Origin of the sequence: Streptomyces sp. NBC_00654 (assembly GCF_026341775.1) — a bacterium.
GTDB lineage: Bacteria > Actinomycetota > Actinomycetes > Streptomycetales > Streptomycetaceae > Streptomyces.
The window spans coordinates 1,925,537-1,945,496 of record NZ_JAPEOB010000002.1; the positions used below are offsets into that span (position 1 = coordinate 1,925,537).

Consider the following 19,960-nt stretch of genomic DNA (forward strand, 5'->3'; position numbering starts at 1 on the left):
CTGCTCTACAGCTCTACCGCGGCCGATGAGCGGAAGGGGGTCGGAGCCTCAGCTCTGGCCGCCCGCCAGCTTCTCGCGCAGCGCGGCCAGGGCCTCGTCCGACGCCAGGGCGCCGGAGTTGTCCGCGGACTCCGAGGAGTACGAGCCGCCGCCACCGGTGCCACCGGAGGCAGCCGGAGCGCTGCCGGCCGGGGCAGCTGCGCCCTCGGCCGCAGCGGCCTCGTCGGCCTCGCGGGACTTGATGACCTGGGCCTGGTGCTGCTCGAAGCGCTGCTGCGCCTCGGCGTACTGGGTCTCCCAGACCTCGCGCTGAGCCTCGAAGCCCTCGAGCCAGTCGTTGGTCTCGGGGTCGAAGCCCTCGGGGTAGATGTAGTTGCCCTGGTCGTCGTACGACGCGGCCATGCCGTACAGGGTCGGGTCGAACTCGACCGAGGCCGGGTCGCCACCGAAGGACTCGTTGGCCTGCTTCAGCGAGAGGCTGATGCGACGGCGCTCGAGGTCGATGTCGATGACCTTGACGAAGATCTCGTCGTTGACCTGGACGACCTGCTCCGGGATCTCCACGTGGCGCTCGGCCAGCTCGGAGATGTGGACCAGACCCTCGATGCCCTCGTCGACGCGCACGAACGCACCGAAGGGAACGAGCTTGGTGACCTTACCCGGGACGACCTGACCGATCTGGTGCGTCCGGGCGAACTGCTGCCACGGGTCTTCCTGCGTCGCCTTGAGCGACAGGGAGACGCGCTCGCGGTCCATGTCGACGTCGAGAACCTCGACGGTGACTTCCTGGCCGACCTCGACAACCTCGGAGGGGTGGTCGATGTGCTTCCAGGAGAGCTCGGAGACGTGCACGAGACCGTCGACGCCACCCAGGTCCACGAAGGCACCGAAGTTGACGATCGAGGAGACGACGCCGGAGCGGACCTGACCCTTCTGCAGGGTCGTGAGGAACGTCTGGCGAACCTCCGACTGGGTCTGCTCGAGCCAGGCACGGCGGGACAGGACCACGTTGTTGCGGTTCTTGTCCAGCTCGATGATCTTCGCCTCGAGCTCCTTGCCCACGTAGGGCTGGAGGTCGCGGACACGACGCATCTCGACGAGCGACGCCGGGAGGAAGCCGCGGAGGCCGATGTCGAGGATGAGACCACCCTTGACGACCTCGATGACGGTACCGGTGACGATGCCGTCTTCTTCCTTGATCTTCTCGATGGTGCCCCAGGCACGCTCGTACTGAGCGCGCTTCTTCGAGAGGATCAGGCGGCCTTCCTTGTCCTCCTTCTGGAGAACCAGGGCCTCGATCTCGTCGCCGACCTTGACGACCTCGTTCGGGTCGACGTCGTGCTTGATCGAGAGCTCGCGGCTCGGGATGACGCCTTCGGTCTTGTAACCGATGTCGAGGAGAACCTCGTCCCGGTCAACCTTGACGATGACACCGTCAACGATGTCGCCGTCGTTGAAGTACTTGATCGTCTCGTCGATCGCCGCGAGGAACGCGTCCGCGTCGCCGATGTCGTTGACCGCAACCTGCGGAGTGGTGGCGGTGGTCTCGGTGCTGCTCGTCATGTGGGAAAGGGCTCCGGTACGGACAGTGAGTCGTAGGTACTGCTACGCCGAAAGCCCGTATCGCTTCTGCAGAAGACCGGACAGCCTGGAAAGCACCCGACCCGTGACCGGCGGTGCCTCGACAACCGAGGGGACATACAGCAGATGCGAGCGCGGCCTGCTAGGTCTGAAGCGCGCAGGCTCGCAGCGCAACTTGTAGCATACGGGGGCAGCCGGACACGGTCAATGCGCGAAGGCGCACACCCGGGGCGCAACGGCCCATACCCGGCACAACTCGTGTTCTCCGAGGCCGCGTCGGCCCCGGTCACGCACCACAAGGTTTCGCACACGCGCGTCCGGACTCGCGGACACCCCTGGTTACCCACGGGTATCCCACGTACCTGCCGCGTGCGGCGAGTGAAGGCAAACTACAACGACGGGCACGATGAGCCAAGAGATCCACGAGTCCGAAGCCGAGGCCACCCGCCGCGTCGCGGGGGAATCGGAGAGCAGCCGGGCCAGTCGCGGCTGGTGGGACCGGAACGCCGACGAGTACCAGAACGACCACGGGGCCTTCCTCGGGGACGACCGCTTCGTCTGGGGCCCCGAGGGGCTCGACGAGGCCGAGGCCGCCCTGCTGGGCCCCTCCCCGTCCCTGAAGGACCTGGACATCCTGGAGATCGGCGCCGGCGCGGCCCAGTGCGCGCGCTGGCTGGCCGGCCAGGGGGCCCGGCCGGTGGCGCTGGACCTCTCCCACCGCCAGCTCCAGCACGCCCTGCGGATCGGCGGGGGCATCCCGCTGGTCGAGGCGGACGCGGGGAGGCTGCCGTTCCGGGACGGCTCCTTCGACCTCGCCTGCTCCGCCTACGGGGCGGTGCCGTTCGTCGCCGATCCGGTACGGGTGTTCCGCGAGGTGCACCGGGTGCTGCGGCCCGGCGGGCGCTGGGTCTTCTCGGTGACCCACCCGATCCGCTGGGCGTTCCCGGACGAGCCGGGCCCCGAGGGCCTCTCGGTCGCCGCCTCCTACTTCGACCGCGTCCCCTACGTCGAGCAGGACGAGCGGGGCGAGGCGGTGTACGTCGAGCACCACCGGACCCTCGGCGACCGGGTGCGGGACGTGGTGGCGGGCGGCTTCCGGCTGGTCGACCTGGTGGAACCGGAATGGCCCTCCTGGAACAACCAGGAGTGGGGCGGCTGGTCACCGCTGCGCGGGAACCTGATCCCGGGGACCGCGGTCTTCGTCTGCGAACGGGACTGAGGCCCGGCCCCGAGGCGGCCCGTACGAGACTGGGGGCGTGATCCGTACCGAAGCGCTGGACCAGTTGCCCGTACGCACCGCTGTGCCCGCCCTGGAGCGGGCGCTCGACGAGCGGGGTGTCGCGGTGCTCTGCGCACCGCCCGGCACCGGCAAGACGACCCTCGTCCCCCTGGTCCTGGCCGGGCTGACCGGTGACGGCCCCCCGCGCCGGGTGGTGGTCGCCGAGCCGCGCCGGATCGCCGCCCGCGCGGCGGCCCGGCGGATGGCCTGGCTCCTGGGCGAGCGGCCCGGCGGGCGGGTCGGCTTCACCGTCCGGGGCGAGCGCGCCGTGGGGCCCTCGACCTCGGTGGAGGTCGTCACCACCGGCGTGCTGCTCCAGCGGCTCCAGCGGGACCAGGAGCTGGCCGGGGTCGACGCGGTGATCATCGACGAGTGCCACGAGCGGCATCTGGACGCCGACACCGTCGCCGCGTTCCTGCTCGACGTACGGGAGGCGATCCGGCCCGATCTCCGGCTGGTGGCGGCATCGGCGACGACGGACGCGGAGGGCTGGTCACGGCTGCTGGGCGATGCCCCGGTGGTGACGGCCCAAGGGGTGTCGCATCCGGTGGAAGTGGTGTGGGCGCCGCCCGCGCGTCCGGTCCGCCCGCCCCACGGGATGCGGGTCGATCCGGCGCTGCTGACGCATGTGACCTCGGTGGTGCGCCGGGCGCTCACCGAGCGGGAGGGGGATGTGCTGTGTTTCCTGCCCGGCGTCGGCGAGATCGGCCGGGTGGCCGGGCAGCTCGCCGGGGTGGACGCGGAGGTGCTCCAGGTCCACGGGCGGGCTCCGGCCGCCGTGCAGGACGCGGTGCTGGCCGGGTCGTCGCAGGGCCGCCGGGTGGTGCTGGCGACCTCGGTGGCGGAGTCGTCCCTGACGGTGCCGGGCGTGCGGGTGGTCGTCGACTCGGGGCTGGCCAGGGAACCGCGTACCGACCATGCGCGCGGGCTGAGCGCCCTGACGACCGTACGGGCCTCGCAGGCGGCGGGCCGGCAGCGGGCGGGCCGGGCCGGGCGGGAGGCGCCGGGCGCGGTGTACCGGTGCTGGGAGCAGGCGGAGGACGGGCGGCTGGCCAGGTTCCCGGCCCCTGAGATCAAGGTCGCCGACCTCGCCGCGTTCGCCCTCCAGGCGGCGTGCTGGGGCGACCCCGACGCCACCGGGCTCGCGCTCCTCGACCCGCCGCCCGCCGGCGCGATGGGCGCGGCCCGGGAGGTGCTGACGGCGATCGGCGCGGTCGACGGGGCGGGCCGGGTCACCGAACGGGGCGTACGCCTGTCCCGGCTGGGCCTGCACCCCCGGCTGGCGCGGGCGCTGCTGGACGGTGCGGCGGAGGTCGGCGGACGGCGGGCCGCGGAGGTGGTGGCGCTGCTGAGCGAGGAGCCGCCCAGGGAGTACGGGGACGATCTGGCGGCGGCGCTGCGCACAGCGCGGCGGGGCGGCGACGGCTATGCGGCGCGCTGGCGGCAGGAGGTGCGGCGGCTGTCGTCGTCGGTCGGGGACACGGGCGGGGGGTCGGGTTCGGACGATGCCGCCGCGGGGCTGGTGGCGGCGCTGGCGTTCCCGGAGCGGGTGGCGAGGGCCCGGGGGCAGGGGGCGTTCCTGATGGTGTCGGGGACCGGTGCGGAGCTGCGGGAGGGTTCCCGGCTGCGCAGCGCCCCGTGGCTGGCCGTCGCGGTCGCCGACCGTCCGGCGCACACGGCGTCGGCCCGGGTGCGGCTGGCCGCCGTCGTCGACGAGGACACCGCACGGCTGGCGGCGGGACATCTGCGGTTCCGCGGCGAGGAGGTCCGCTGGGTGGACGGTGATGTGGTGGCGCGTTCCGTGGACCGGCTGGGGGCCGTGGAGCTGGCGGTGCGGCCGCTGAGGGACCCGGACCCGGAGCTGGTGCGCGGGGCCCTGGTGGAGGGGCTGCGCCGGGAGGGGCTCGGGCTGCTGCGGTGGACCCGGGACGGTGAGCAGGTGCGGCTGCGGCTCGCGTTCGTGCACCGGGTGCGGGGGACGCCGTGGCCGGATGTGTCGGACGACGCGCTGCTGGCGCGTACCGGTGAGTGGCTGGAGCCCGAGCTGTCGCGGGCCCGGCGCCGTGCGGACCTGGCCCGGATCGACGCGGGGCAGGCGGTGCGGCGGCTGCTGCCCTGGGCGTCCGGTGAGGCGGCCCGGCTCGACGAGCTGGCCCCGGAGCGGATCGAGGTGCCGAGCGGTTCGCGGATCCGGGTGGAGTACGGCGGCGACCAGCCCGTACTGGCGGTGAAGCTCCAGGAGCTGTTCGGGCTGCGGGAGACACCGCGGGTGGCCGGGGTGCCGGTCCTGGTGCATCTGCTCTCCCCCGCCGGGCGCCCGGCGGCCGTCACCGCGGACCTGGCGTCGTTCTGGCGGGAGGGCTACCGCGCCGTACGGGCGGAGCTGCGCGGCCGGTACCCCAGGCACCCGTGGCCCGAGGACCCGACGACGGTGGAGGCGACCCGGTTCACCTCGGCGCGGCTCAGGCGGGAGTAGGTTCCGGGCCGGGCGCGGGTCCGGCGGCCGCCGGCCGGCCGGGGCGCCGGCGGGAGCGGGCCTCCAGCCAGAGGGAGAGCGCGAGGAACCCGGCGGCGAGGGTCAGAAAGCCCCAGGGCAGATAGCTGGTGAGGAGCAGGATCAGCAGGCGCTGGGACTTGACCTGGTCGACGACGGCGACGATGTAGTCCTCGCGCATCTTCACATGTCCCGCGAACGCGGTGACGGTGTCCTGGGGCATGCCCATCTTCTTCGCGTCGCGCATCTCCTCCTTGTGGATCTCCTCCCCGTTGACGGGCGCGCCGGTGACCGGGTCGATCCAGAACATGCGTGTGGTGGAGTACCAGCGGGTCATGCCCGTACTGGCGACCTGCTCGGCGGTGATGTCCTCGATCGGCATCTTCTGCGGCATGGGGACCTTGGTCCAGGGGATGGTCTGCTCGAAGTAGTAGACCTCCATGCCGCGGAACGTCCGGGTGCCCTTGTAGTGGATGGGCGAGGACGTACGGGTCTGCGCGTCGAAGTACTCGTAGTCGCGCTTCTCCGTGAGGAAGGGCCACTTGAACTCGATGCCGGTGCGCCGGACCGGGTCGCCGTCGACCATCTCGCCGGTGGCGTTGACGGGGGCCTGGGTGTGGGCGTCGAAGATGTAGCGCTCGGGGATCTGGGAGACCGTCCTGCCGTCGGGGCCCTGGATGTAGGAGAGCGCGTCCCAGACGACGACATCGCGTCCGGCGCTGCGCTCGATCCTCTCGGACTCCTCGACGTTGCCCTTGAGGGTCTGGACGATGGTGACCTTGTCGACCTTCTTGGCCTTGAGGGTGGTGTAGTCGAGAAGGGTGGCGGGCTTCGCCTCCAGGACCGTCTCCTGGTACTGGCTCGGCGGGATCTTCGCCAGCCGGGGGAAGGCGTACCAGCGCAGCAGCGGTGACATGGCGGCGAAGAAGACGGCGAAGGCCAGGAGTACGAGGCTGGCTCGGCGGCGCATGATGGGGTCCTCCCTCAGCTCTTTCGTTCCGGTTCGTTGCGGATCGGCCCGTTCCCCCTGCCGCGCTCCGGCTACTTCTTGGGGCCCGGGACCGTGGTCAGCAGAGGCTTGGGCGATGTCTCCCCGGGCGGCGCACCGACCGCGGCGACGGTGAACACGAGCGCGAGGGCGGCGGCCAGTCCTATGGCTGCGGCGACGAGGGCACGCATGGTCGGCCTCCCGGGATCTCAGGAATCTGATGGATCGTCAGCCAGGGCTGGGGCACCGTAGCAACCGGGGCACGAGATGAGAACACGTACAACAGCCCCTTCACCGGCATCCGGTGAAGGGGCTGTGGTGAAGGGGCTGTTCGGTGCGGTGCCGGGCGGGCCGCTCGACGCGTCCGCCCGGTGTGCCGCCGGGGTCAGGCCGGTGGAGCCGTCGGGGCCGTTGTGGCGGGCGGGGCCGTCGGGGCCGTCGGCGCCGCTTCGACCGTCAGCTCGATGACGACCGTGGCGCCGCCCTCGGTGGTGAGCCGCAGCTTGTAGGTCCCCACGGTGTCGTCGGCGTAGATCTTCGGGAGCTTCAGGAGGCCGTCGGCGCCGGTCTTGAGGGTCGCGAGGGTACGGACCGTCCTGCCGTCCACGTCCTTGAAGTACGGGCCCTTGCCGTTCTCGACGGGGTTCTCGTCGTCCGTGATCATCATGGCGGTGACCGCGACCCCGTCGGCGACCGCGTCCTTGTACGTCGCCCTGACCTCGACGGCGTCCGCGAACTCCGCGCCGGGCGCGGCGACGAGCGCCTTGTCGCCGGTCCGGACGATCCTGTCGGCCTGCCGGGCGGTGACGCCCGCCGCGTAGGTGAGGACACGCGGCTTGCCGGTGCCCGCCGCGACCGTCACCTTGAACTCGCCGGTCTTCTCCCCCGCCTTCAGCTCCGGCGCGGTGGCGGTGCCGTCGGCCCCGGTGGCCACCTTGACGGTGGTCCTGCCGCCCGCGAAGCGGGTGTCGGTGTCACCGGTGATGGTGAAGGTGACGGGCACCTTGGCGAACGGGGCGCCGAGGGCGTTCCTGGCGCGCACCGAGATCCGCTCGGCGAACACCTCGCCGGCCATGGCGTTCAGAGGACCGGTGCCCGCGTTCTCCAGGCTGCCGAGCGTCTTGTCCGGCGTGGGCTTGGGCGTCGGGGTCGTGGGCGGCGTGGTGGGCGGCTTGGGCTTCGGACTGCCGGAGCCGCCGCCCGGCTTGGACGGACTCGTGCCACCGGAGCCCGGCGGGGTCGGCGTCGGGCTCGGGCTCGGCGAGGGACCTGAACCGCTGCTCGGGCCGTCCGGGAGGGCGCCGGTGCCGTCGGGGACCTCATGGGTGCCGCGCTGGTAGTACGCGAACCAGGAGCGCACCGTACGCAGGTACTCCCGCGAGTGGTTGTAGCTCAGCACCGCACGGTCCAGGTCGGCGGCGAGTGCCAGGTCGCGGTTCCCGGCGCAGAGGTAACGCCCGGCGGCGAGCGCCGCGTCGTAGATGTTGTTGGGGTCCTTGCGGCCGTCCGCGTTGGCGTCCTGGCCCCAGGTGGCCCAGGTCGACGGGATGAACTGCATCGGGCCGACCGCACGGTCGTGCGTGGCGTCGCCGTCGTACGCCCCGCCGTCCGTGTCCTTGATCAGCGCGAACCCCTGCCCGTTGAGGGCCGGGCCGAGGATCGGGGAGAGGGTCGTGCCGTTCGCGTCGACCCGGCCGCCACGGGCCTGACCGGACTCCACCTTGCCGATCGCCGCGAGGAGCTGCCACGGCAGACGACAGGCGGCGTCGGTGCCCGCGACGGTCTGCTCGGCCTGCTTGTACGCCGCCAGGATCGAAGCCGGTATGCCCGATTCCGCGGTTCCGGTCATCGGCAGATTGCTGGACGCGCCGGGCTTGTCGGGCGTGACCAGGGGCGGCAGGTCCGTGTAGTACGGCGAGTTGCCGGTGGCCGCGCTGTCGCCGGACTCCGCACCGGCCGTCTTCTGGTCACCGCCGCCCGCGGTGCCGGCCGGCGACGCGGCGGGGGCCGCCTGCGAGGCCGAGAGCGCCGCCACGGCGGCGGCCGCCACCGCGGTGGTCGTGGCCCCCCTGCGCAGTCGTCGGCCGAATTGCGCTGCCATATGTCCTGGTCCCTCCCCGTCGACGGCTGCTCGCGCTCCCCAGCGCGAGGACTCAGGCGACCCTACGGCAACTCATGACGCCCGAACACCGGGCACTGACCGGTTCTTACTGTTTTCTCACGTTGCTGACGACAAGTGGTCCAGGAGGCCGCGGACACGGCCGGGGACCGTGTGAAAGCTTCGCGCATACTTTCCCGCATGCCGTTCACGCTCAGTCATGCCGCCGCCGTGCTCCCGGGAATCCGGCGCGACGGGACAGCCCGCGGACCCCTGTTCGCCTCCGCGCTCGTCGCCGGTTCGTTCGCACCCGACATCACCTATTACGCGGACACGGCGATCCCGGGCGCGATGGAGTTCGGCGACGTGACACACGGCGTCCTGGGCGTGTTCACCGTGGACGTACTGATCACCGCGATCCTGGTCGCGGTGTGGCTGCTGCTGCGCGAACCCCTGGTGGCGCTCCTGCCCTCCGCCCGGCAGGCACGCGTCCACACCTTCGTCACCGGGCGGCGCCGGGGCCGCGAAACCCTCGGACCGCGGGCCGCGATGTGGTTCGCCGTGTCCGCGGTGATCGGCGCGGGCAGCCACGTCGTATGGGACGCGTTCACCCATCACAGCCGATGGGGCACCGAACTCGTCCCCGTACTCAGCCGGAGCATCGGCGGCCACCCCGTCTTCCAGGTCGTCCAGTACGGCAGTTCGGCCGTGGCCCTCACCGTGCTCACCTGGTTCACCGTCACCGCGCTGCGCCGCACCGAGCCCGGCCCCGCGCCGGCATCCGTCCCCGTACTCGGCCGCCGCGAACGGTGGTACGCCGGTGGCCTGCTGGCCCTCTGCGCACTGCTCGGCATCATCCACCGGTGCGCCCGCTGGTACGCCCACTTCGGGCATGTCGAGACACCCCTCGACATCATCCCGACCGCGTGCTTCGGCGCCGGCGCCGGGCTGGCGGCCGGACTGCTCCTGTACGGGGTGTGGATGCGGCTGCGGAAGCGCGGCACCCGGCGCCCTCCGGCCGGCCAGGTCCCTCGGACACCGCTCCCGGACTCCCCGCACACCCCGGAGCGCACCCACTGAACGGGGCGGGCCCGCCGGAAACGGACCCGCCCCCACCGGCCGACACCCGCCCGCTCAGTGCGCGGCGGACTCCCAGTCCCTGCCCACACCCACCGACACATCCAGCGGCGCACGCAGCTCCACCGCCGTGGACATCTCATGGCGCAGGATCTCCTCGACCCGCTCGCGCTCCCCCTTCGCGATCTCCAGCACGATTTCGTCATGGACCTGGAGCAGCATCCGCGACGTCAGCCGCGCCTCGGTCAGCGCCCGGTCCACCTGCAGCATCGCGACCTTCACGATGTCGGCGGCCGTCCCCTGGATCGGCGCGTTGAGCGCCATGCGCTCGGCCATCTCGCGGCGCTGACGGTTGTCACTGTTCAGATCGGGGAGATAACGGCGGCGGCCGAAGACCGTCTCCGTGTAACCCGTGGCCCTGGCCTCCTCCACCACACGGTGCAGATAGTCCCGCACCCCGCCGAACCGCTCGAAGTAGGTGTCCATCAGACCGCGGGCCTCACCGGCCTCGATGTTCAGCTGCTGCGAGAGACCGAACGCGGAGAGCCCGTACGCCAGCCCGTACGACATCGCCTTGATCTTGCGGCGCATCTCCGGATCGACGGCCGACTTGTCGACGCCGAACACCTGCGAGGCGACCGTCGTATGCAGGTCCTCCCCCGACGTGAACGCCTCGATCAGCCCGGCGTCCCGCGACAGATGCGCCATCACCCGCAGCTCGATCTGGCTGTAGTCCGCCGTCATCAGCGTCTCGAAGCCCTCACCGACGACGAACCCGCGGCGGATCGCCCGCCCCTCGTCCGTACGGACGGGAATGTTCTGCAGATTCGGATCGGTCGACGAAAGCCTGCCGGTCGCCGCCACCGTCTGATTGAACGTGGTGTGGATACGGCCGTCCGCCGCGATCGTCTTGATCAGACCCTCGACGGTGACCCGCAGCTTCGCCTGCTCACGGTGACGCAGCATGATCACCGGCAGCTCGTGCTCGGTCTGACCCGCCAGCCACGCCAGCGCGTCCGCGTCCGTGGTGTAACCCGTCTTCGTCTTCTTCGTCTTCGGCAGGCCCAGCTCACCGAAGAGGACCTCCTGAAGCTGCTTGGGCGAACCGAGATTGAACTCGCGCCCCACCGCCGCGTGCGCTTCCTTCACCGCCTGCTGCACCGCAGCCGCGAACTGCTGCTCCATACCTTCCAGATGCGCCCGGTCCGCGGCGATACCGTGCCGCTCCAGCCGGGCCAGCAGCACCGACGTCGGCAGCTCCATGTCATGCAGCAGCTCGGCCGCACCCACCTCCTTCAGCCGCACCCCGAACGCGTCACCGAGATCCAGAACGGCCCGCGCCTGCGACATCAGCGCATCGGCCTCCGCCCGGTCGTCGGCACCGAACGCCAGCTGACCGTCACCCGCGGCGGCCGGGGCCAGCTCCCGCCCCAGATACTCCACCGCCAGCGCGTCCAGCGCGAAGGAACGACGGCCGGGCTTCACCAGATACGCCGCCAGCGCGGTGTCCATCGTGACACCCCCGACCTGCCAGCCGTGCTCGGGAAAGACCCGCATGGCGCTCTTCGCGTTGTGCATGACCTTCGGCCGCGCCGGATCAGCGATCCACGCCGCGAACGCCCGCTCATCGGCCTCGTCGAGCTCCGCCGGATCCAGCCACGCGGCCGCGCCGTCCGCCGCCGCGAGCGCGATCTCGGTCACCGCACCGCTGCCCAGCGCCCACGTATCGGCGGTGGCGACACCCAGCGGCTGCCCACCGTGCGCCTCCAGCCACGGGGCGACCTCCCCCGGCCCCAGCACCACACCGTCCAGCTCGACACCCGCCGCCGGCGCCGGACCCTCGTCCTCGGCCGCACCGGGATCGACGGCCAGCAGCCGCTCACGCAGACTCGGATTACGGATCTCCAGGACATCCAGCACCCCGGTGACCGCCGTACGGTCGTACGGAGCACGCTCCAGATCCGCCGGCGCCTTCGGCAGCTCCACATCCCGCACCATCTCGGTCAGCCGGCGGTTCAGCCGCACCGCGTCCAGATGGTCCCGGAAATTCTGCCCGGCCTTCCCCTTGACCTCCTCGGCCCGCTCCACCAGCTCCGCGAACGAACCGAACTGATTGATCCACTTCGCGGCCGTCTTCTCACCCACACCCGGAATACCCGGCAGATTGTCCGACGGATCGCCGCGCAGCGCCGCGAAGTCCGGATACTGCTGCGGAGTGAGCCCGTACTTCTCCTCGACCTTCTCCGGGGTGAACCGCGTCAGCTCCGACACACCCTTCGTCGGATACAGCACCGTCACATTGTCCGTGATCAGCTGGAACGAGTCACGGTCACCGGTGACGATCAGCACCTCGAAACCGGCCGCCTCGGCCTGCGTGGCGAGCGTCGCGATGACATCGTCCGCCTCGAAACCGTCCACCGCGAACCGGTCCGCGCGCATCGCGTCCAGCAGCTCACCGATCAGCTCGACCTGCCCCTTGAACTCATCGGGCGTCTTCGAACGATTCGCCTTGTACTCCGGGAACTCCTGCGAACGCCACGTCTTGCGCGACACGTCGAACGCCACCGCGAAATGCGTGGGCGCCTCATCACGCAACGTGTTCGCCAGCATCGACGCGAAGCCGTACACGGCATTCGTCGGCTGCCCCGCCCCCGTCGTGAAATTCTCCGCAGGCAGCGCAAAGAACGCCCGGTACGCCAGGGAGTGCCCGTCCATCAGGAGCAGGCGCGGTCGGTTGTCTGCCGTCTTCTTCGATGCCGTCTCAGCCACGCCCCCGATCCTGCCACGGTCCACTGACAATCCGGACCGGCCACGGCCCCACCCCCACCCCCACCCCCACCGAAACTTCCCCGAAGCCCCCCGGCCCTCGGCCACGCGCCCCTTCCCCGGTACATGACAGGATCGAGGAAGAGGAACAACGCGCTCGAAAGGGATCACCATGGCCAGCAAGCCCCCGACCGGTGACCCGGTCCAGGACGCCCCGCACGTGACCGAGGCCCGGCACTCCGCCGCCGGACTGCCCGCCATCGCCCACACCCTCCGCGCCGCCCAGCAGCAGATGGGCGTACGACGCACCGCCCGGACCCTCCTCAAGGTCAACCAGAAGGACGGCTTCGACTGCCCCGGCTGCGCCTGGCCCGAAGGCGACAAACGGCACACCGCCGAGTTCTGCGAGAACGGGGCGAAGGCCGTCGCCGAGGAAGCGACCCTGCGCCGCGTCACCCCCGGCTTCTTCGCCGCCCACCCCGTCGCCGACCTCGCCACCCGCAGCGGCTACTGGCTCGGCCAGCAGGGCCGCATCACCCAGCCCATGTACCTGCCCGAAGGCGCCGACCGCTACGAGGCCATCACCTGGGAACGCGCCTTCGCCGTCATCGCCGAAGAACTCCGGGCACTCGCCTCCCCCGACGAAGCCCTCTTCTACACCTCCGGCCGCACCAGCAACGAGGCCGCGTTCCTCCTCCAGCTCCTCGCCCGCGAATTCGGCACCAACAACCTGCCCGACTGCTCCAACATGTGCCACGAATCCTCCGGATCCGCACTCACGGAGACCATCGGCGTCGGCAAGGGCAGCGTCTCCCTCGAAGACCTCCACCAGGCCGACCTGATCATCGTCGCCGGACAGAACCCCGGGACCAACCACCCCCGGATGCTCTCCGCCCTCGAAAAGGCCAAATCCGCCGGAGCGAAGATCATCTCGGTCAATCCGCTGCCGGAAGCCGGCATGGAACGGTTCAAGAACCCCCAGACCCCCACCGGCATGATCAAGGGCGTCGCCCTCAACGACCTCTTCCTCCAGATCCGGATAGGCGGCGACCAGGCCCTCTTCCGCCTCCTCAACAAAATGATCCTGGAGACCGAAGGCGCCGTCGACACCGCGTTCATCGCCGAACACACCCACGGATACGAGGAGTTCGCCGAAGCCGCCCGCGCCGCCGACTGGGACGACACCCTCACCGCCACAGGCCTCGACCGCACCGCCATCGAGCAGGCCCTCGCCATGACCCTCGCCTCGAAGCGCACCATCGTCTGCTGGGCCATGGGCCTCACCCAGCACAAACACTCCGTACCCACCATCCGCGAAGTCGTCAACTTCCTCCTGCTCCGCGGAAACATCGGCCGCCCCGGCGCCGGAGTCTGCCCCGTCCGCGGCCACTCCAACGTCCAGGGCGACCGCACCATGGGCATCTTCGAACGCCCCGCACCCGCCTTCCTCGACGCCCTCGACAAGGAATTCGGGATCACCTCACCCCGCCACCACGGCTACGACGTCGTCAGATCCATCCAGGCCCTCCGCGACGGCAGGGCAAAGGTCTTCTTCGCCATGGGCGGCAACTTCGTCGCGGCGACCCCCGACACCACCGTCACCGAAGCCGCCATGCGCCGCGCCCGGCTCACCGTCCACGTCTCCACCAAACTCAACCGCTCGCACACCGTCACCGGCACCCGCGCCCTGATCCTGCCCACCCTCGGCCGCACCGACAAGGACACCCAGACCGGCGGCAGACAATTCGTCACCGTCGAGGACTCCATGGGCAAGGTCCACGCCTCCCGCGGCAACCTCACCCCCGCCGGCCCCCACCTGCTCTCCGAACCGGCCATCATCGCCCGCCTCGCCCGCGCCGTCCTCGGCCCCGGATCCCGCACCCGGTGGGAAGCCTTCGAGAACGACTACGGCACCATCCGCGACCACATCTCCCGCGTCGTCCCCGGCTTCGAGGACTTCAACACCCGCATCGCCCACCCCGGCGGCTTCACCCTCCCCCACGCCCCCCGCGACGAACGCCGCTTCCCCACCGCCACCGGCCGGGCCAACTTCACCGCGGCCCCCGTCGAATACCCCGAACTCCCCGAAGGCAGACTGCTGTTGCAGACCCTGCGCTCCCACGACCAGTACAACACCACGATCTACGGCCTCGACGACCGCTACCGGGGCATCAAGGGCGGCCGCCGCATCGTCATGGTCCACCCCGACGACGCACACACCCTCGGCCTCCCCGACGGCGCCCACACCGACCTCGTCAGCGAAGGGAAGGACGGCACCGAACGCCGCGCCGAAGGCTTCCGCATCGTCCACTACCCCACCGCACGCGGCTGCGCCGCCGCCTACTACCCCGAGACCAACGTGCTCGTCCCGCTCGACGCCACCGCCGACACCAGCAACACCCCCGCCAGCAAATCCGTCGTCGTCCGCTTCGAGAACACCCGCTGACAAGCACGAACACCCTCCCCCTAAGCGTCCGCTCAGCCGTCTGGTAAGAACAGTGCACACAGCAATGAACCAGCGCAGACGATCGGAGCCGGAACCATGGGCGAGCAGACCACCCCGAAGTTCCCCCAGGAAGTCATCGACGAGTACGCCGCACTCGGCGTCGACCTCCCCGCACTGTTCTCCGCCGGACACCTCGGCGAGCGCATGGGCGTGTCCATCACCGAAGCCTCCGCGGACCGCGTCGTCGGCACCATGCCCGTCGAGGGCAACACCCAGCCCTACGGCCTCCTGCACGGCGGCGCCTCCGCCGTCCTCGCCGAAACCCTCGGCTCCGTCGGCACCATGCTCCACGGCGGCGCCGCCAAGGTCGCCGTCGGCGTCGACCTGAACTGCACCCACCACCGCGGCGTCCGCAGCGGCCTCGTCACCGGCGTCGCCACCCCCGTACACCGCGGCCGCACCACCGCCACCTACGAGATCGTCATCACCGACGAACAGGACAAGCGGGTCTGCACCGCCCGCCTCACCTGCCTGCTCCGCGACGCCCCCCAGCCCACCGCCGGCTGACCCACAGCACCGCGGACCACCCCCGCACCACACCACTGCCCGACCGGAACGCACCCTCGCATTCCGGCCGGGCAGACCCATATCCCCACCCTTTCAAGGCCGTTGACCAACACACTCGGTCAACACCCTTGACCCTCAAGGCCGTTCCATGAGCCACTCAGCAGCCCACCGCCATGGCGCCCCGCGGACACACACCCCCCCGATGTCACACTCCGTAACATTCGGGCAAGGCGAAAACAGGCCGCTCCCACCACCCCCCACGGCAGCGGCCGACCCCCTCGCGCCCTCCGCACCACACACCACGCGACAGCACCAAGATCGGTTCAAGCCCCTTAGCAGAGCTGCGCGTTCTCAGGATGCGGTCACTTCGCCGTCCAGTGAAAAAACAGCACATGTCAGCACAGCCACCTCAAGCCTTCCTCAAGGGCATAACAAGAGAGTCACATCCTGACTCGACCCATCCCGGACCTCCACACCTACGCCTAGAGTCACCGCCAGTCACCGCGCCGCCGGGCGCAACTGCTGCACGCACCGCACCACCCAGTACCGCCCGGCGATCGAGGACGGCACCTCAAGCAGAGGAGGCCGCGCCAGGGAAAGGACCTTTCGTGCGACACCGTTCTTTGCTCATACTCACTGCAGTGCTCACCACCGGAGCACTGACGCTCACCGCCTGCGGGTCGCGCGACGACGACAAGAAGAGCAGCGGAAGCGGCGACACCCAGACCGTCGTCATCGGCGTCGACGCGCCCCTGACCGGCGATCTCTCCGCCCTCGGCCTCGGCATCAAGAACTCCGCCGACCTCGCCGTCAACACGGCGAACAAGGACAAGACGGTCCCCGGCATCACCTTCGAGCTCCAGCCGCTCGACGACCAGGCCCAGCCCTCCGTCGGCCAGCAGAACGCCCAGAAGTTCATCGGCAACAAAGAACTCCTCGGCGTCGTCGGCCCGCTGAACTCCGGCGTCTCCCAGTCGATGCAGAAGCCCCTCAACGACGCCAAGCTCACCCAGGTCTCCCCCGCCAACACCGGCACCGAGCTGACCCAGGGCAACAACTGGAAGACCGGCGACAAGAAGCGCCCCTACGCCTCGTACTTCCGCACCTCCACCACCGACCAGATCCAGGGCGCCTTCGCGGCCAAGTACCTCTTCAACAACGCGAAGATCAAGGACGTCTACCTCATCGACGACCAGAAGCCCTACGGCGCCGGCCTCGCCGCCTCCTTCAAGACGACGTTCACCGAGCTCGGCGGCAAGATCGTCGGCACCGACCACGTCAACCCCGACGACCGCGACTTCAACTCCGTCGTCACCAAGGTCAAGGGCACCAGCGCCAAGGCCGTCTACTACGGCGGCGAATACCCCGCCGGCGCACCCCTGAGCCAGCAGCTCAAGGACAGCGTCAAGATCCCCCTCATGGGCGGCGACGGCATGTACAGCGCCGACTTCATCAAGCTCAACAAGAAGGCCGAAGGCGACATCGCCACCTCCGTCGGCAAGCCCGTCGAAGAACTCGACTCCGCCAAGAAGTTCATCGGGGACTACAAGACGGCCGGCTACAAGGACGCCTACGAGGCCTACGGCGGCGGCACCTACGACGCCACCTGGTCCATCATCGAAGCCGTCAAGATCGTCGTCGCCGACAACGGCGGCAAGCTCCCCGCCGACGCCCGCGAAAAGGTCCTCGCCGCCATGGCCAAGGTCAAGTTCGAAGGCGTCACCGGCCCCGTCTCCTTCGACGAATACGGCGACACCACCAACACCATGATGACCGCCTACCAGGTCACCGGCGACAAGTGGGCCTCCAAGCTCAGCGAGGCAGTCAACTAACCGGCCAGGCCCCTCCCGGTCACCCCGAAGCAACCAGACCGCGCGGGAGCGCTACGAGCGCTCCCGCGCGGTGCCATATCCGAACCACTCGACGGAGGCCCTGCGGTGAACGAACTGCCGCAACAGCTGGCCAATGGACTCATCCTCGGCGCGATGTACGGTCTCATCGCGATCGGTTACACGATGGTCTACGGAATCATCCAGCTCATCAACTTCGCACACGGCGAGATCTTCATGATCGGAGGCTTCGGTGCCCTCACGGTCTACCTCGGGCTTCCGTCCGGATTCTCCCTCATAGCTGCGATACCCCTCATGATCATCGGCGGCATCATCGCCGCGGTCGCCATCAGCATGGCCGCCGAACGATTCGCCTACCGGCCACTGCGCACCGCACCACGCCTCGCCCCCCTCATCACCGCCATCGGACTCTCCCTCGCCCTCCAGCAGGCAGTCTGGATGTGGTACCCCGACGCCACGAAGGACCGTTCCTTCCCCCAGTTCAAGGGCGAAGCATTCGAGATCTTCGGCGCCAACATCCAACGCGGCGACGTCTTCGTCCTCATCGCCGCCCCCGTCTGCATGCTCGCCCTCGGCCTCTTCGTCTCCAAGACCCGCTCCGGCCGCGGCATGCAAGCCACCTCGCAGGACCCCGACACCGCCAAGCTCATGGGCATCAACACCGACCGCATCATCGTCATGGCCTTCGCCATCGGTGCCGCGTTCGCCGCCGTCGCCGCCGTCGCCTACGGACTCAAGAACGGCCAGATCGGCTTCCGCATGGGCTTCATCATGGGCCTCAAAGCCTTCACCGCAGCCGTACTCGGCGGCATCGGAAACATCTACGGCGCCATGCTCGGCGGCGTCGTACTCGGCGTAGCCGAAGCCCTCGCCACCGGCTACATGAGCGAGGTCCCCGGCATGGAACTCTTCGGCGGCGGCGCCTGGAAGGACGTATGGGCCTTCGCCCTCCTCATCATCGTCCTCCTCGTCCGACCCCAAGGCCTACTCGGCGAACGCGTCGCGGATCGGGCGTGATACGGATGACCACCACCACCACGCCCCACACCGGCGCACTCCTCCCACTGCCCACCAACGCCGCCCGCGCCCTCACCACACTCGGCGCCACCGTCGCCCTCATCGGCACCTTCCTCGCCTGGACCTGGACCGACGAATTCCCCGGCGACCTCACCGTCACCGGCTACCCCGGCGGCCTCCAGGTCCTCACCCTCATCGGCGCGGCACTCACCCTGCTCCTCGCCCTCTCCGGGTACGGCATCAAAGGCCTCCGCTGGCTCACCCCCGGCGGCGCCAACAGCCCCGTCCGACTCGCCGCACTCGGCGTCCTCGGCACCACCGGCTACACCATCGGCGCCATCTCCGCGAAACTCGGCGGCGTCGTCAACCTCGAACCCGGAGCCTGGGTCAGCGGCATCGGCGCACTCATCGCCGTCATCGCCGCCTTCGGCCTCCCCGCCGACCAGAACATCACCCACACCACCACCCCCAACCCCTGGGAACAGTTCCGCAACAGCCTGCGAGCCCCCACACCCGCGCGCGCCAAGGAACTCCCCTCCTGGGCCGAAATCCTGATCATCGCCGGAGCCTTCGGCGCCGCCCTCTACGTCTTCACGTACGGCATCGACACCGAATACGCCGAACTCTTCATCGGCTTCATGATCAGCGTCGCCTTCGGCTTCACCGCACTCAACCGCGCCGGCCTCATCGCCCGCATCACCGCACTCACCACAAAACACCGCAACGTCACCCTCGCCGCCGCGCTCGTCGCAGCCTTCTGCTTCCCCTTCACCCAGCAGAACGAGGAATACGCCCTCATCGGCGCCAACATCCTCATCTTCGCGACCGTCGCCCTCGGCCTCAACGTCGTCGTCGGCCTCGCCGGACTCCTCGACCTCGGATACGTCGCCTTCCTCGGCGTCGGCGCCTACGCCGCCGCCCTCGTATCCGGCTCGCCGCTCTCCCCCATCGGCGTCCAGTTCCCCTTCTGGGCCGCCGTCCTCACCGGCGCCGCCGCCTCACTCGTCTTCGGCGTCGTCATCGGCGCCCCCACCCTGCGACTGCGCGGCGACTACCTCGCCATCGTCACCCTCGGCTTCGGAGAGATCTTCCGCCTCACCGTCAACGCCCTCAACGGCGTCAGCGGCCCGGACCTCACCAACGGCTCCCAGGGCATCCCGAGCATCCCCGACCTCAACCTCTTCGGGTTCGACTTCGGAATCAGCCACGACATCGGCGGCTTCACCCTCGGCAGGTCCGCCAACTACTACCTGCTGATGCTCGTCTTCACCGCCGTCGTCGTCATGGTCTTCCGCCGCTCCGGCGAATCCCGCATCGGCCGCGCCTGGGTCGCCATCCGCGAGGACGAAACCGCGGCCACCGCCATGGGCATCAACGCCTTCCGGCTCAAACTGCTCGCCTTCGCCCTCGGCGCCACCCTCGCCGGACTCGCCGGAACCGTCCAGGCACACGTGTCCTACACCGTGACGCCCGAGCAGTACCAGTTCGCCGGATCCGCACCGCCCAACTCCGCCTTCCTCCTCGCCGCCGTCATCCTCGGCGGCATGGGAACCCTCAGCGGACCCCTCGTCGGCGCCGCACTGCTCTACCTCATCCCGGCCAAGCTGCAGTTCATGCAGGACTACCAGCTCCTCCTCTTCGGCCTCGCGCTCATCCTCCTGATGCGCTTCCGCCCCGAGGGCCTCGTCGCCGACCGCAGGAAGCAGCTCGAATTCCACGAGACCGGCCAACTCGACGTGCCACCCGACACACCACTCACCGACACAGCCGCCGGCACCACGAAGGCGGGGACGTGAC

The 19,960-nt window shown here is 70.0% G+C and carries 13 protein-coding genes; 8 read left to right on the plus strand and 5 right to left on the minus strand.

Going from position 1 to position 19,960, the window contains the following annotated elements; genetic code table 11:
• Window positions 1-48: 48 nt before the first annotated feature.
• Window positions 49-1,563, minus strand: a complete 1,515-nt coding sequence (gene rpsA / locus OHA98_RS28840) for a 30S ribosomal protein S1 (protein WP_266929749.1) — start codon at window positions 1,561-1,563, stop codon at window positions 49-51.
• 424 nt (window positions 1,564-1,987) lie between these two features.
• On the opposite strand from rpsA, the gene OHA98_RS28845 reads away from it, so the two are divergent.
• Both OHA98_RS28845 and hrpB read left to right on the plus strand, forming a co-directional pair.
• Window positions 1,988-2,800, plus strand: coding sequence for a class I SAM-dependent methyltransferase (locus tag OHA98_RS28845; RefSeq protein WP_266929752.1), 813 nt, complete (start codon window positions 1,988-1,990; stop codon window positions 2,798-2,800).
• 37 nt (window positions 2,801-2,837) lie between these two features.
• A complete protein-coding gene (hrpB, locus tag OHA98_RS28850) occupies window positions 2,838-5,336 on the plus strand; it encodes an ATP-dependent helicase HrpB (protein WP_266929753.1) in 2,499 nt (832 codons plus the stop codon).
• Here hrpB and OHA98_RS28855 read toward each other — a convergent pair.
• From OHA98_RS28855 to OHA98_RS28865, 3 genes are all read right to left on the minus strand, one after another.
• Window positions 5,323-6,324, minus strand: a complete 1,002-nt coding sequence (locus OHA98_RS28855; RefSeq protein ID WP_266929755.1) for a DUF3068 domain-containing protein — start codon at window positions 6,322-6,324, stop codon at window positions 5,323-5,325. The two genes, hrpB and OHA98_RS28855, sit on opposite strands and share 14 nt — an antisense overlap.
• A gap of 71 nt (window positions 6,325-6,395) precedes the next feature.
• Window positions 6,396-6,533, minus strand: a complete 138-nt coding sequence (locus OHA98_RS28860; protein WP_266929756.1) for an SPW_0924 family protein — start codon at window positions 6,531-6,533, stop codon at window positions 6,396-6,398.
• A gap of 194 nt (window positions 6,534-6,727) precedes the next feature.
• A complete protein-coding gene (locus OHA98_RS28865; RefSeq protein ID WP_266929757.1) occupies window positions 6,728-8,443 on the minus strand; it encodes a lytic transglycosylase domain-containing protein in 1,716 nt (571 codons plus the stop codon).
• 198 nt (window positions 8,444-8,641) lie between these two features.
• Between OHA98_RS28865 and OHA98_RS28870 the strand changes: the two genes are divergently transcribed.
• Window positions 8,642-9,520, plus strand: a complete 879-nt coding sequence (locus OHA98_RS28870) for a DUF4184 family protein (protein ID WP_266929758.1) — start codon at window positions 8,642-8,644, stop codon at window positions 9,518-9,520.
• 54 nt (window positions 9,521-9,574) lie between these two features.
• On the opposite strand, the gene polA is transcribed toward OHA98_RS28870, so the two are convergent.
• Window positions 9,575-12,286 carry a DNA polymerase I gene (polA, locus tag OHA98_RS28875; RefSeq protein ID WP_266929760.1) on the minus strand — a complete coding sequence of 904 codons (2,712 nt, stop codon included), beginning with the start codon at window positions 12,284-12,286 and terminating at the stop codon, window positions 9,575-9,577.
• 169 nt (window positions 12,287-12,455) lie between these two features.
• Between polA and OHA98_RS28880 the strand changes: the two genes are divergently transcribed.
• The 5 genes from OHA98_RS28880 to OHA98_RS28900 all read left to right on the plus strand — a co-directional run bounded on the left by OHA98_RS28880 (window position 12,456) and on the right by OHA98_RS28900 (window position 19,959).
• Window positions 12,456-14,729 (plus strand): FdhF/YdeP family oxidoreductase, encoded by a 2,274-nt coding sequence (locus tag OHA98_RS28880; protein WP_266929761.1) that lies wholly within the window; start codon window positions 12,456-12,458, stop codon window positions 14,727-14,729.
• A gap of 96 nt (window positions 14,730-14,825) precedes the next feature.
• On the plus strand, window positions 14,826-15,296 hold the full coding sequence (locus tag OHA98_RS28885; RefSeq protein ID WP_266929762.1) for a PaaI family thioesterase: 471 nt from the start codon (window positions 14,826-14,828) through the stop codon (window positions 15,294-15,296).
• A 623-nt stretch (window positions 15,297-15,919) separates the two neighbouring features.
• Window positions 15,920-17,128 (plus strand): branched-chain amino acid ABC transporter substrate-binding protein, encoded by a 1,209-nt coding sequence (locus OHA98_RS28890; RefSeq protein ID WP_266930966.1) that lies wholly within the window; start codon window positions 15,920-15,922, stop codon window positions 17,126-17,128.
• A 105-nt stretch (window positions 17,129-17,233) separates the two neighbouring features.
• Window positions 17,234-18,163 (plus strand): branched-chain amino acid ABC transporter permease, encoded by a 930-nt coding sequence (locus OHA98_RS28895; protein ID WP_266929763.1) that lies wholly within the window; start codon window positions 17,234-17,236, stop codon window positions 18,161-18,163.
• Between the two features lie 5 nt (window positions 18,164-18,168).
• On the plus strand, window positions 18,169-19,959 hold the full coding sequence (locus tag OHA98_RS28900; protein ID WP_266929764.1) for a branched-chain amino acid ABC transporter permease: 1,791 nt from the start codon (window positions 18,169-18,171) through the stop codon (window positions 19,957-19,959).
• The last annotated feature ends 1 nt before the right edge of the window (window position 19,960 follow it).

Excerpts from the sequence above, each read along its gene's own strand:
- OHA98_RS28885 (WP_266929762.1), top strand. The coding sequence starts at position 14,826 with ATGGGCGAGCAGACCACCCCGAAGTTCCCCCAGGAAGTCATCGACGAG.
- OHA98_RS28845 (WP_266929752.1), top strand. The coding sequence starts at position 1,988 with ATGAGCCAAGAGATCCACGAGTCCGAAGCCGAGGCCACCCGCCGCGTC.
- rpsA (WP_266929749.1), bottom strand. The coding sequence starts at position 1,563 with ATGACGAGCAGCACCGAGACCACCGCCACCACTCCGCAGGTTGCGGTC.
- OHA98_RS28865 (WP_266929757.1), bottom strand. The coding sequence starts at position 8,443 with ATGGCAGCGCAATTCGGCCGACGACTGCGCAGGGGGGCCACGACCACC.
- OHA98_RS28880 (WP_266929761.1), top strand. The coding sequence starts at position 12,456 with ATGGCCAGCAAGCCCCCGACCGGTGACCCGGTCCAGGACGCCCCGCAC.
- OHA98_RS28870 (WP_266929758.1), top strand. The coding sequence starts at position 8,642 with ATGCCGTTCACGCTCAGTCATGCCGCCGCCGTGCTCCCGGGAATCCGG.
- OHA98_RS28855 (WP_266929755.1), bottom strand. The coding sequence starts at position 6,324 with ATGCGCCGCCGAGCCAGCCTCGTACTCCTGGCCTTCGCCGTCTTCTTC.
- OHA98_RS28900 (WP_266929764.1), top strand. The coding sequence starts at position 18,169 with ATGACCACCACCACCACGCCCCACACCGGCGCACTCCTCCCACTGCCC.
- OHA98_RS28860 (WP_266929756.1), bottom strand. The coding sequence starts at position 6,533 with ATGCGTGCCCTCGTCGCCGCAGCCATAGGACTGGCCGCCGCCCTCGCG.